The 13,332-nt window shown below is 38.3% G+C and carries 11 protein-coding genes; 1 reads left to right on the plus strand and 10 read right to left on the minus strand.

Annotated features, from left to right (window positions below; translation table 11 throughout):
* Positions 1-138 precede the first annotated feature (138 nt).
* Complete coding sequence (locus tag BW964_RS17440; protein ID WP_076509108.1) at positions 139-1,572, minus strand: M56 family metallopeptidase; 1,434 nt, start codon at positions 1,570-1,572, stop codon at positions 139-141.
* Between the two features lies 1 nt (position 1,573).
* Positions 1,574-1,945, minus strand: a complete 372-nt coding sequence (locus BW964_RS17445) for a BlaI/MecI/CopY family transcriptional regulator (protein ID WP_076509110.1) — start codon at positions 1,943-1,945, stop codon at positions 1,574-1,576.
* A gap of 107 nt (positions 1,946-2,052) precedes the next feature.
* On the opposite strand from BW964_RS17445, the gene BW964_RS17450 reads away from it, so the two are divergent.
* Entirely contained in the window at positions 2,053-3,270 is a 1,218-nt protein-coding gene (locus BW964_RS17450) for a PQQ-dependent sugar dehydrogenase (RefSeq protein ID WP_076509112.1), read from the plus strand.
* A 59-nt stretch (positions 3,271-3,329) separates the two neighbouring features.
* On the opposite strand, the gene BW964_RS17455 is transcribed toward BW964_RS17450, so the two are convergent.
* The 8 genes from BW964_RS17455 to BW964_RS17490 form a co-directional block, all read right to left on the minus strand.
* A complete protein-coding gene (locus BW964_RS17455; protein ID WP_076509114.1) occupies positions 3,330-5,765 on the minus strand; it encodes a TonB-dependent receptor plug domain-containing protein in 2,436 nt (811 codons plus the stop codon).
* 162 nt (positions 5,766-5,927) lie between these two features.
* Positions 5,928-7,085 (minus strand): pyridoxal phosphate-dependent aminotransferase, encoded by a 1,158-nt coding sequence (locus BW964_RS17460; RefSeq protein WP_076509115.1) that lies wholly within the window; start codon positions 7,083-7,085, stop codon positions 5,928-5,930.
* Positions 7,086-7,090: 5 nt separating this feature from the next.
* On the minus strand, positions 7,091-8,170 hold the full coding sequence (locus tag BW964_RS17465; protein WP_076509117.1) for an FAD-dependent oxidoreductase: 1,080 nt from the start codon (positions 8,168-8,170) through the stop codon (positions 7,091-7,093).
* A gap of 241 nt (positions 8,171-8,411) precedes the next feature.
* Complete coding sequence (locus BW964_RS17470) at positions 8,412-9,788, minus strand: tryptophanase (protein WP_076509118.1); 1,377 nt, start codon at positions 9,786-9,788, stop codon at positions 8,412-8,414.
* Positions 9,789-9,881: 93 nt separating this feature from the next.
* Positions 9,882-10,499 carry a DUF502 domain-containing protein gene (locus BW964_RS17475; protein ID WP_076509120.1) on the minus strand — a complete coding sequence of 206 codons (618 nt, stop codon included), beginning with the start codon at positions 10,497-10,499 and terminating at the stop codon, positions 9,882-9,884.
* Positions 10,500-10,522: 23 nt separating this feature from the next.
* The gene (gene miaE, locus BW964_RS17480) at positions 10,523-11,101 is read right to left on the minus strand and encodes a MiaE family protein (protein ID WP_076509121.1); all 579 of its coding nucleotides are present in this window, start codon (positions 11,099-11,101) and stop codon (positions 10,523-10,525) included.
* Positions 11,102-11,176: 75 nt separating this feature from the next.
* Positions 11,177-12,265 carry an acyltransferase family protein gene (locus tag BW964_RS17485; RefSeq protein ID WP_076509123.1) on the minus strand — a complete coding sequence of 363 codons (1,089 nt, stop codon included), beginning with the start codon at positions 12,263-12,265 and terminating at the stop codon, positions 11,177-11,179.
* A gap of 114 nt (positions 12,266-12,379) precedes the next feature.
* A complete protein-coding gene (locus BW964_RS17490) occupies positions 12,380-13,267 on the minus strand; it encodes a neutral zinc metallopeptidase (RefSeq protein WP_073328787.1) in 888 nt (295 codons plus the stop codon).
* Positions 13,268-13,332 lie beyond the last annotated feature (65 nt).

Raw genomic sequence — 13,332 nt, forward strand, 5'->3', positions numbered from 1 at the left:
ACAAAAATACGAAAGAAATTTTTAGCCTTCATAAAGTATTTGGGGATGAATATTTTTATAGTAAATTTTTCACCTGTCTATGCTGAATATAAAATAAAAAAAACGCTACCTGTGTAGCGCTTTTTGTCTTAACTGATTTTATGGGAAACTCATCGTCGCAGGCATCTTGTAAATGCTGGCAATAGCTTTTCCATTTTTTGTCGCTGGTTTCCAGGCGACTCCGTTATTTACAGCAGTGACGGTTTTAATGATTTCTTTGTTGAATCTTTCATTATCGCCGGAAGCAGTTATATTGACTACTTTTCCTGTTTCATCAATGTGTATAAACGCGGTTGATTTTATCAATCTCTCTTTTCCGTCGAAGATGCTGGTATCAAACATTGATCCCACTTTTGACCGAAGTGATTTTATTCCTTCCGGAAATTCTGCCTCCACAAAATTTTTATCCTGTGGTGCACTTTCATTTGTGCTAATACCTTCATTGCCAGCTGTTTTTTTAGGAGAAACAGTATCTGAAACTGCTTTTACCATTTCATTTTTGATTCCTGCTGTGGTTTGCGGTTTCTCTTCCACTGATTTTTCGAAATAATAGGGGGAGGTTAAATGGCTCTGATTCGGCTGCGCATTTATTGCTCTTATAGCACGCTCAGAGGCATCCTGAATGAATGGGTTCTCTTTTCCTGCGTTGTTCTCTTTTTGAGCGTCTGCTGGAAGTCCGGGACTGTTTGCGTAGGTTCTTTCGGCGAATAAAGCGGTAGCAGCAATCATTGCGGTGATTCCGACTGCTTTTTTCAGTACCGTGAACTTGGATTTTTTTACGGTCATCATAATAAATCGTTTTTTGGTGTTGTTAAAATTAAATGTATGGGTGAGTGGCAGATTTTGACTGTTGCTCATCTCTTTAAGGATTAAATTCTGATACTCCTTAATATTATATCTGTTATTTAAAACAGCTTCGTCTGCAAGAAATTCATGATTCGTCAGGATGGCTTTCTTGTACAGAAAAAGAACAGGATTGAACCATGTAAATACTTTAATACTGTGCAGCAAAATAAGATCAAGGCTATGTTTTTGGTCAATATGTCCCTTTTCGTGAAGGAAAATTCTTGTGTCTATCCCGTAGTCCTTTATATAGGTTTCACTTAAATAGATGGTGTTCCAAAAGCTGAAAGGAGGAATGTTTTCTTTTATGATCACGATTTTGTGATCCTGATAAATCCTCTTTTCACCCTGTATTTTTTTTATGGCTCTGAAAGAAAGAATGCTTTTGATCAATAAGAATATAGTGACTGCTGCATAAAATAGCCATATCAGGTTCATCCAATTGAAGCTTTGCTCATGTGGAACAAAAGTGATGTGCTGTACCGTATCTTCGAATAGGATCTTAGATTTCTGCTCATGCTCTGGAAGCTGTACTGTGATCGAAATAAATGGAATCGTATAAGAGAGAATCAGTGAACTGAGTAAGTAGAACCTGTTGAAGCGATACATTTTCTCCCTTTCCAGAAACAGATAATAAACCGCGATGAAAATAGAAGAGCACAAAATTATTTTAAAAATAATAACTAACATTTTATTCTTTTATTTGCTGGTCGATAATATCACGGAGTTCTTTCAACTGCTTTTGGCTGAACTGAGCATTCGATGTAAAAAAAGAGGCAAACTGAGTCACCGAGCTGTTGAAAAAACGGTCAATCATGGAGGTCATTTCCTCATTGAAATATTCCTCTTTTTCTACTTTTGGGTAGTATTCACGGGAATTTCCATACTGTGTATAGCCTACCAGGTCTTTATTCTGCATCCTTTTGAGCAAAGTAGCAATGGTAGTCGCTGCAGGTTTCGGGTCCGGATAAGAATCCAGAATGTCCTTCATGAAAATACGTTTCTTTTCCCAAAGGATTTCCATCAGATTTTTTTCTGAACCGGTTAATTTAATTTCTTTCATTCTACAATGTTGTAATTTGTTCTACAAATGTAGAATAAAAATTAATACCTGCAAATTTTTATGGCATTATTTTTCTATCTATCTTTTTACCGCTTAATCACATCATTATGAAATTCAATCCCATTTATGTACCGGCAATCAGTATTTTTTTACTCTTGTCCTCGTGCAGTAAGAATAATGCCAATGCCCAGCAGACAGGAAAAGATGGCAGTGTAGAAACCGAAAAACCCAATACGGATTATCAGCCTGCTTTTAAAGGTCAGACAAGAATTAAAGCCGTTAAAACGGCAACCGCCTATAAGGTGGAAATCCTGAACAAAGACCTTGGAAGGCCCTGGGGAATGATCAATCTTCCGGATGGTCGATTTCTTATTACCGATAAAAAGGGGCATATGAACGTGGTTTCTCAGGACGGTCAAAAGGTATCTACAATTGAAGGATTTCCAAAAGTAGATTCCAAAGGACAGGGAGGAATGCTGGATGTAGCCCTTGACCCGGATTTTAAAACCAATAATATCATTTATTTTAGCTTTTCAGAACCATTTGGAGAGGGAAATCTGACTTCCGTTGCGAAGGGTAAACTTTCCGCAGACCTTAAAAACATTTCGGAAGTAAAAGTTATTTTCCGTGCAGAACCTTCTTATGACGGTGACAAGCATTACGGAAGCAGGCTGGCGTTTGATAAAGATGGAAATTTGTTTGTAAGTACCGGAGAGAGATCAGATAAAGAAACCCGGGTGTATGCTCAGAAAACGGATAATTATCTGGGTAAAATTTTAAAAATCACCAAGGAAGGAAAGCCGGCTCCGGGAAATCCGTTCATTGGGAAACAGGGATATAAACCTGAAATTTATGCCTACGGGGTAAGAAATCCACAGGGAATGGCCATCGATCCGAACGGAACCCTTTGGGATGTTGAAATGGGACCAAGAGGCGGAGATGAAATCAATCTCATACAGCCTGGAAAAAATTACGGCTGGGGAGATGTGACTTATGGAATAGAGTATATGGGATCAAAAGTAGGAAAAGGGATTACCCAAAAAGAAGGTACGGAACAACCTGTTTATTATTGGGATCCTGTAATTTCCCCAAGTGGAGTCACTTTTTATACGGGAAATATTGAAGAATGGAAAGGAAACCTGATCATCGGATGTTTGAGTGGAGAGCATATTAACAGAATTGTGATGAAGAATAATAAAGTAGTGGGCGAAGAACGTCTCCTCGCTGATCAGAAAGAACGCTTCAGGGATGTTCTGGATGGAATGGATGGTAATCTGTATGCAGTCACCGACAGCGGAAAACTCTACAAGATTTCTAAAAAATAATGAAAAGAGGCTGTGACATGAATAAATTCATCTCTGTTACAGCCTCTTTTGTGTCCATTCTAAAACTTAAAATTAAGTCTTGCAAAAGCCTGTCTTCCTGCAAAACCCATTTGTACAGGATCAAAGATTCCTCCGGATTCCGTATTGCCGTCTACAGCAGCGGTTTGAAGAGTAGGGTAGCGGTTGAATAGGTTTTTGCTTCCGATTGTAAGATTAAAATTTTTCGAGAACTCATAACCAAAAGAAATGTCGGTGGTTACTTTTGCTCCGTAAAGTTGGTAATCATCTGCACCGTTATAGCCTATCAGTTTTACTTTGTCAAATCTTACCAGCTGAACATTGGCATTAAACTTACTGATTTTATAATTTAAATTCAGGTTAATCTTTGTTTTAGGAGCAGAAGCCAGGATGAAAGCTCTTTCTCTGGGGCTTAAATAAGTATCTTCTTTTCCCTGAAGTTTTTCTGAGGTATTGACCTTTGTAATCTCCATTTCATTATAATTTCCTGCCAGAGTCGCAGAAAGTTTCCCTGAACCAAGATTTTCAGTATAGTTTAAAATAATGTCAACCCCCTTTGTTCTGGTGTCGATTGCATTCGTGAAAAACTGAGCCTGGTCAATATGATTATCAATTAAAATCTGACCAATAGCATCATCATCTTGTGAGAAATTACCGGTTAATACAATTCTGTCTTTTACTTTAATATAATATCCGTCAATAGTTGCGGTGAATTTTCCTGTATTAAAGGTAAATCCGGCACTTCCGTTTAAAGAGGTCTCTTGTTTTAATTGTGGAATTCCAACAGTTTTTGCAAGATCACTATCATTGGAAGCAAGCTGGATGGTCACCAGATTTCCTCCCTGGAAATTGGTAAACTGCAGGCTGTAATATTTTTGCGCGAGAGAAGGTGCTCTGAATCCTGTAGAAACCGATCCTCTGAATGCAAATTGAGGCGTAAAGGCATATCGGGTAGCGAATTTACCATTCAAAGTACTTCCGAAATCATTGTAGTTTTCAAACCTTCCTGCGGCACTGATCATCCATTTTTTGGTAATATCCAGTTCAGTGTCTATATAAGCCGCAAAATTATTCCTGTTTTTATTGACCTCCTGTGAATAGCCTGGAAAGCCTTGCGAACCGCCGGGACGGACATCTCCGGAAAGAGGATTGGTCACCAGTAAGTTTCCGGGGGTATTGGATGTAACAATGTTTCCATTGATATCATACATCGCATAAGATGCTTCTTCCCCTTTAATGATTTCAAACTGTTCATACCTGAATTCAGATCCGAAAGCTACGTTTAATCCTTCCAGTACCTTAAATTGTTTGGACGCGTTAAAGCCTGTTGTATTCTGTAAAAGAGAATGTCCTCCGGCATTAAAACTTGTCGGTGATTGTATTCCTAACGTAGCATTGATTGTGTTGTCTATCTGATAAGTAAACCTGTTACTTCCGAAGGCATTGTAAAAATCGACATCCCAGTTTGCAACTTTAAACTTGAGTCCGTTGTCAAACGTAAAATCTGTAATCGTCGTATTCTCTATAGGATTAAAGCCATTGGGATAGACTTCAGGGATGTTTCCGTCGGCATCGGCGGACCTTGTCCAGGCATAAGCATTTGTTTTACGATAGGAAAATCCCTGACGCGAATAAAAGTTCAACCCATCCGATAAGGGAACTTCTACATTTCCAAAAAAGTACATATTCTGGGATTTTGCATCTCCAAACTTTTCTCTTGGAGACGAATACCCCTTTTCCGGGTTTGCATTTCTTATCGTACGGTCTTTATTGATAAATTCAACGGTAAAATTACCGAAACCTCCTTTATTACCTATTTTTGTTCCCAGATTCCCGTTGAAGTTGAAGGTGGTACCATCTATTTTATGATCTGATATTACATCTTTATCTCCGGGGCTTTTAAAAAGATTCATACCGTAAAAAGCATTGCCTTCAAAACCATGGTTACGGTCATTAAGAATAACATTAATAACTCCCGCGATTGCATCGGAGCCATATTGTGCAGAAGCTCCGTCACGAAGGACTTCAATCCTTTTGATCGCTCCGATGGGAATGGTATTCATATCGGATCCCGTATTTCCTCTTCCCTTGGTTCCGAAAAGGTTAATCAGTGATGACTGATGGTATCTTTTTCCGTTCAACAAAAGAAGGGTCTGGTCTGGACCAAGGCCCCGAAGGGTTGCCGGATCTACAGAGTCTGCCCCATCTGATCCTGACTGCTTATTAGAATTAAAAGAGGGCGCAGCAAACTGCAAAAGCTGATTGACCTCTATCTGCCCAGTAGACTGACTAACTTGTTTGATATCTATAACATCTACAGGGACAGGGGTATTGGTCACCGTTCTTTTTTTATTCCGGCTTCCGGTGATGGATACTTCCTCTATTTTTGATTCCTTGGAAATGGTATCATTCGTGTTTTGTGAATAAAACATTGATACAGTCCCTAAAAAAAGGACACTCGTGTATATTATTTTCATATTTCATATTGGATTTCGTGATTGATTCAAAAATATTGAATTTTATCTTCAAATCAATGTGAAATATTGCTATTGTGTATGAATTTTTTAAATAGAGGGTGTTTTTCGTTAATTTCAGTAAAATATTAATTATATAAATAAAATTTATGAATTTTTTTAATCTTAAAAGCTTTTGATGATCCGATCAAGTCCTTCCTCCAGGATTTCCTTCGAAGTAGAGAAGCAGATTCTGATATGGCCTTCAGCTCCTTTTCCAAACCAACGTTCAGAGCCCGGAACCACGGCTACTTTTCCGTGCTGAAGTACGTGCTGTGTAAATTCATCACTGGTCAGATTGTTTTTGATCTTTGGAAATAATACAAAAGTGGCTTCAGGTAAGTTAGGGCTTAAAATCTCCGACCCACTTAGGATATCATAAGCAAGGTTTCTGTTGCTCTGTAAATGGCTTAGAAATTCTCGATACCACGGTTTTGCACGCTCCAAGGCTACACTGCCCGCAATTTGTGAAAGTGTAGAAACTCCTTCTATCGTAGAATTAAAATTTGATTTCTCTACAAAGTCATCAAAGATATCCTGATCATGACATAAAACAGCTCCAATCCGAAGTCCTGCGATTCCAAATGATTTTGAAAAACCATAAACCGTAAAGCTTTTTTTCTTCGCCTCCTCTGAAACAGATGAGTAAGTGTGAAAGTCTTTATGATCATAGATGATGTCGCTCCATATTTCATCACTCATCACCCAAAGGTTATGGGCGGAAGCAACTTCGGAGACTTTTTTCAGAACTTCCTTGGAATATACTTTTCCCAGTGGATTATGAGGATTGCATATACTGATGAGTTTGGTTTTCGGATTGATCAATTCTGTCATTTTTTCAAAATCAATGTCTCCAGTTGTGTGATTCACCGGACATAATTTGACCGTTCCTCCGGAAGCTTCTACAGACCTTTTGAAGAGAAAATCTACCGGATCTAAAATAATGGCCTCGTCTCCGGGCTTTAAAACATAGGAGGCAATCAGAAACATTCCCTGTGCAGCGCTATTCACAGCAAGAACGTTTTCAGATGTAAAACGACCATGTTTATCGGTGTTAAAATGTTCTGCCACGTTTTTTTTAAACTCAGGAAGCCCTGAAAAAGGCCCGTAGCTTAAATAGCCATCTTTGATGTATTCTATGATTCCCTGCTCGATTTCCGGAGCGGTTCTGAAATCAGGATCTGCAGCAGTCAGAGGGATAATTCCCTCTTCTATCGTTGCCCACCTGCCATTGTAGGCTTTTCTTTTTAAGGCTTCAAAATTGATATCGTTATTACTGAACATTGGCTTTATTTATAGGATATGGGTAAAATATTTTCGGTCTGTTCGTGAATGGGTTTCAGAAACTCGTTCAGGAGGGTTCTTCCGTTCCGGATATGTATTTCTATTTCCGGCTTTCTTTCGGCTTCATACTTTCTGAAAGCATCGACCCTGTTTTTTTCTGTTATCAGATGTTGTGTCAGGGTAAAAGAATCCTTCAGTGCAGAAGTTACGCCCTGGCTGGTAAAAGGGATGAGTGGATGGGCTGCATCACCTATGAAAACAATATTATCCTTGTAAAAAGGATTCAGTTTCTCAAGCTCATATACCCGCCATAAATGAACATTTGCATAATTTGATCCTTTCACAATAGAAGATACCATAGGATCCCAATCATCAAAGATTTCGTGCATATAGCTTTTAAGACTTTCAGCGGTAGGAGCTTCACTGATTTTGTATTTTTCATGGTCAAACTGGGCGTACCATAAGACGGTGTCTTCAGAAAGCTTCAGAATTCCGAATGTGAGTCCACCATCTTCGTGATGGTATTTCATAAAATTATCCTCTAAACATGCAGCGATCTCTTTACATTTGATAATATTGACAATCTCATATTCCTGCACCGTTTTCATGATCTCTTCTTTGAATATTTCTCTTCTGATACGGCTTTTGGAACCGTCGGAAACAATGGTGAGATCAGAATCTAAATACGTTCCGTCATGCTTTTTTAATTTCCCTTTCCGGAGGGTACAGGGGGTAACCGTTTCTTCATATGAGATTTTATCAGCAGGAATATTGCGGGCAAGGATATTGATGAGAGCGCTCCTGGAAATGACAAAAACATCATGGAGATCTTTTTCGGCAAGTACCTTTCCTTGGTGTGAATACCGGATATATTTATTTAAAAAATTACCCTGTTTAAAAAGCACAGAAGGATCAACGATCTGGGAGAGATATTCTATCCCTTCTTTCGGAAGCAGAAAACCATGGCCCGTAAGATCATCTTTTTTTCTTCTTTCATAAATGTGGTAATCTAATTGATGTTTTTCTAAGTAACTCGCTATGCTTAAGCCGGAGATGCCGGCGCCCACGACAGCAATTTTGTTCATTTCGGAATGATGGATTTTTTCAGTTAGTGTTTACGTTTACGTTCTGTAAACTGTTTTTTTTGATTAGTGCAAATGTAAATTAAAAACGATCATCATTTGAAAAAAGTAAATGATTTTAATTTAGAATAATTTATACATAACATAAAAAATATACAATTTGATGCATTTTTTATGATAGAGCTGACATTGCTTTTATGGGTACCATGTAAAAAAAACCGGGAACTACATCCCGGTTTTATTTTTAAGCTTCTTCAAGCTGTACTGTAAAGTGTCTTAGCAAATCTGGCTCCCAGGTGATTTTATATCCTTTGGAAATCTCCTCGCGTCTTTCATAGACATTTTTGATTCCTGCAGCGATATAGTCCATATGATTATTGGTATACGTTCTTCTGGGAATTGCAAGACGGACCAATTCCAGCTTTGGATAACGGTTTTCTCTGGTTTCGGGATCTCTGTCGGCTAATAATGTACCGATCTCTACCGTTCTGATTCCCGCCTCCTTGTAGATCTCCAGTCCTAAAGTCTGCGCAGGATATTCTGCACGGGATACATTCGGAAGAAAATTTAGAGAATCAATGAAAACAGCATGTCCTCCGATAGGCTTTTGAACAGGGATTCCGTATTCAATCAGTTTGTTTCCAAGATATTCTACCTGTGAAATTCTGCTTTCAAGGTAAGCGAATTCTGTCGCTTCATCCAGACCAACGGCTAAAGCAGCCATATCTCTTCCTGCCATTCCTCCATAGGTGATGAAACCTTCATAAATGATCGTAAAGTTGGAGGCTTTTCTAAAGATCTCTTCACTGTTTAAAGCGATGAATCCTCCAATATTGACAAGACCGTCTTTCTTGGAACTCATTGTCATTCCGTCTCCATAGGAGAAGATTTCTTTACAGATGTCTTTGATGCTTCTGTTTTCCTGACCTTTTTCTCTTTTTTTGATGAAATAAGCATTCTCGGCGAATCGCGCTGAGTCAAAGAAAACAGGAATTCCATATTGATTGGAAAGTTCTCTTACGGCTTTCATATTCTCCAGAGAAACAGGCTGTCCTCCTGAAGAGTTGCAGGTGATGGTAATCAAACAGAAAGGAATGTTTTCTTTAGGATGGCTTTTATAAATCTCTTCCAGTTTTTCAAGATTGATGTTTCCTTTAAACGGATGCAGATCATTGATATCAAAAGCTTCATCGATGGTACAGTCTACAGCATGTGCTTTTCTGAACTCGATGTGTCCTTTTGTAGTGTCAAAATGAGAGTTTCCCGGAACTACATTGCCTTCTTTTACCAGAACTGAGAAAAGAACGTTTTCAGCAGCTCTTCCCTGGTGAGTGGGCAGTAAATATTTAAAACCGGTGATTTTTTCAACGGCATTCTGAAGCTGTTCGAAAGATCTTGATCCGGCATAGCTTTCATCTCCGGTCATCAATGCACCCCACTGTCTGTCGGACATCGCTCCTGTTCCGGAATCGGTAAGAAGATCGATGAATACTTGCGAAGATTTCAGGTTAAAAAGGTTATAATTAGCTTCTTTCAGCCACTGTTCTCTCTCTTCTCGGGTAGACTGGCGGATTTCCTCCACCATTTTGATACGGAATGGTTCCGCGTACGGTAATTTCATGCGTTAAAATATTTTTTAGATTGTTTGTAAAGAAAATTTGTTTGAAAAAAATTTCAAATTCATCAATGTATATTTAAAAAGGAGCAGAAGCGATTACTCCGGAGCTTTAAATATATTGTCGTCAGAATGGAACCCGGCTACACCGCCGCTTACGGCAAACTTCATCGCAGAAGCCGCAGTCATTCCCACAACAGGTTTGATGTTTTTTTCTTCAGTAACAATTACCCATCCTGAAATAGCATAGGAGTGGGGCAGATATACCGCAACGTAATTGTGCTTGTCAACGTCCGACATTTCTTTTTGAGTCAGAAAACCGATTCTCCAGATTTCCGGATTTTCGTTTGTTTTTACCCAGACAGGATCGTTGAATTTCTTTTTGTCTCCTACAAATGAAGACATGACATCTTTTGTAGGGGTATAGATATGTTTTACTCCCGGGGTTTTCTCCAGAAGGCTATCCATGGTGTCGAAAAAAAACCTTCCCACTACGAATTTATTTCCAAGATAACCAAGGATCGCAGTCATGAGGATTGTTGAAATGAAAACCAGACCCGGAATTTCTTTTGCGACGGATGGGATGAGGTTGTCAATGGCACTGACAATATACCATATCACAAAGATAGTCAGCCCGATCGGGCCAATAATTACCAGTCCCTGAAAGAAATTTTTCAGGAAAAAATTGGCAATATTTTCAAAAGTCGGTTTTTTCAACGTAGATGTTTTACTTTTTTATTTTAACCATGAATGGTTTCTTTGTTTCCGTAAGATTTGATGATACTGGCTTCGTATTCCAGCCATTCTTCCCAGCGTTGGTTTACCTTTTCGATATCGCCCAGCTGTCTTGCAAAACCAATAAAAGTCGTATAATGATTGGCTTCTGAGATCATTAATTCTTTATAAAAGGTTTTAAGCTCTTCATCTTTGATATTTTCTGTAAGAACTTTAAATCTTTCACAGCTTCTTGCTTCGATCATGGCAGCGAAAAGTAATTTGTCAACAATTAAATCTTCTCTTCGTCCCTGAACAACAAATTTAGCCAATTCATTGACGTAATCATCTTTTCTTGCCTTTCCGAAAACATATCCTCTTTTCTTGATAATTTCGTGAACCTGGCTGAAATGGTCGAGCTCTTCCTGCGCAATGGCAATAAGTTCCGTTACAATTTCCGGGTATTCTGGGAGCATATTGATTAAACTGATGGCATTGGTTGTGGCTTTCTGCTCGCACCACGCATGATCTGTTAAAATTTCTCCTATGTTTCCTTCTGCAATATTTGCCCACCTTGGATCGGTAGGAAGTTTCAACTTAAACATGTTTTGAATTTTTTGTAAAATTAAAATAAATTGCGAGACTAAAAATTATTTTATTTCAAATAGGATGCTAAAGTATTAAGAAGCAGTTTTTCTCCTCAAAAATTCCAGAATTTTCCACCCGAAATCGTCTCCCTTTTTTAATCCTGCTGCAATAATAAAAGCAAGGATAATATTAATGATATAAATAAGGAGCATCAGGATCCACCAGGGCATATTTTCTTTTAAAGCAACAACTATAAAATAGACAAGCGAAGAGCTTATTCCCTGAGCGAAATAAAAGAAAATAGCATTTTTTCCGATATGGGTAACAAAATTTTCTTTTGTAATTTTTAATCTGTTGTAAAGGACAAACAAGGTGGTGAGGGAGAATAATGACCAGATAATATAAGGGATTTTGGGAGGGAATTTGTTTTTATTGATTTTATAAAAGATCTCACTTCCATAATACCAGAACATCCAGATCAAGGCTGCGGCAACTACTGCGTAAACGACAGGGATTGCTTTGGTCGGAATTTTTTTTCCACGCATTCTATTAGCAATTAAAAAGATAGCCAGATAAAAAGCTACATAACCAACTTGACCTGTAGGATAGATTTCCGGGAAAATATTGAATACTAAGGTTAAAACAAGACAAAGTCCGATGAACCAGTTGACATGTTTAGGGAAAAATCTTAAAATTAATACTCCAAAAACAGCTAAAATAAAATAAACTTTGAGGTACCAGAAGCTTCCCATCACCACGGGGAAAGTATCTGCATTGGTATATTGGTGCAGGTACCAGTTTCCGAGATTCTGCCATTGCGGAATATTGGAAACACCGGTCGTAGCATATTTTGATCCGAAAGTTGAATAAAAGCTCTGAAGCCATTCCATAGAAAAAAAGGTCAATCCGAATACTTTGAAAAAGTAATCTAAAAAGAAAAGGAAGGTGACAAAGATCATATAGGTGATCTGAAGTTTTAATAACCTGTAAAATGTTTTTTCTACGTTCGATCCGGAAGTGATTCCACTGAGTGCATAAAAAAGCGCAACATCAAATACCAGAGAAAATACTCTGATTTCTGCAGGAATGTAAAACTGTCCCGACCAGAAAGCGGTATGGATGAATATAATGGAGAGTGTTGCCATTCCCTTGGCAAAATCAATGTAGAGGTCTCTGTTCATTGTTGTACGATATGGTTCAAAAGTAAATAAACTTTAGGATATTTATTGATAAAAATGAAAAGAGACAGGACATTGCTGCCTGCCTCCTTTGTTAAATATGCTAAAAATGAATGTTTATTGAAGTTGTTTGAATTCTTCTGCAGAAATTTCTCCCGTCTGAATTTTTCTAAGTTCATCCATGTATTGACTCATATAGGCATCGATCTCCGGATTTGCAGAGTTTTTGCCCATTTTATAAGTTCCGTTTAATACCCCTTGATAATAATAGAAGAAATTATAGTCAAAATTTGCGGCATTAAGATCGTACTGTCCGAGAAGGAATCCTAAACGTACGGCGGATCTTCTTTGTGGAGGTGTACCATGGTGGTTGGCACTGTTCGTTTGATAATCTCCGATGCTTTGCGCAAATTCATAGGCTGCAGCAATTTCTGTAAAGTTGGTTTTGTTGTATCCGTTGGGTCTTCTTAAATAATATCCCGCAAAACCATCTGCTTCCAGTTCGTTGGGTCTTGCAGTGGATTCATTAACTGTAGGCAGTCCAAAAATGTATTGTAGCTGATGACCGTATTCATGAGCAAGGATCATGGCATTGACAATATCTCCGCCTTTGCTTTTGGCATCATAATAAATAGCGTAGCCATAGTAAATCTTTCCTGTGGAGTAAGAAATGGCGTTGTACGTGGAATTAAAGTTGGAAGGATCATTCACAAATCGAAGGGTAGGATTGCTTCTTCCCCATAAGCTTGCAATTTTAGTCATCTGAGAATTCATGAAGTTGGTGTCGGTAGAATTCTGAAGAGTGGTGTACAATAAAGAGGATGAGCTCCAGTTCTGATCTACATAAGAGCAGCTTTTTTGAAGATCTCCCGGCTGTTCGATCTTGGCGCTTGCAGATTGAGATTCAGGAAGAACAGATTCTTCCATTTTGTCATCACGGCATGCTGACAGTGAGAAAGCAGCCATGGCTCCTGCTAATAAGCAGAATTTGAAGTTTCTTTTCATATAAAATATTTTTGGTGATAACGAAGGTATAAAATTATCTCTTAAGTATGAGTACTTTAATATAA

The sequence above is a fragment of the Chryseobacterium shigense genome (genome assembly GCF_900156575.1).
GTDB classification, from domain to species: Bacteria; Bacteroidota; Bacteroidia; order Flavobacteriales; family Weeksellaceae; genus Chryseobacterium; species Chryseobacterium shigense.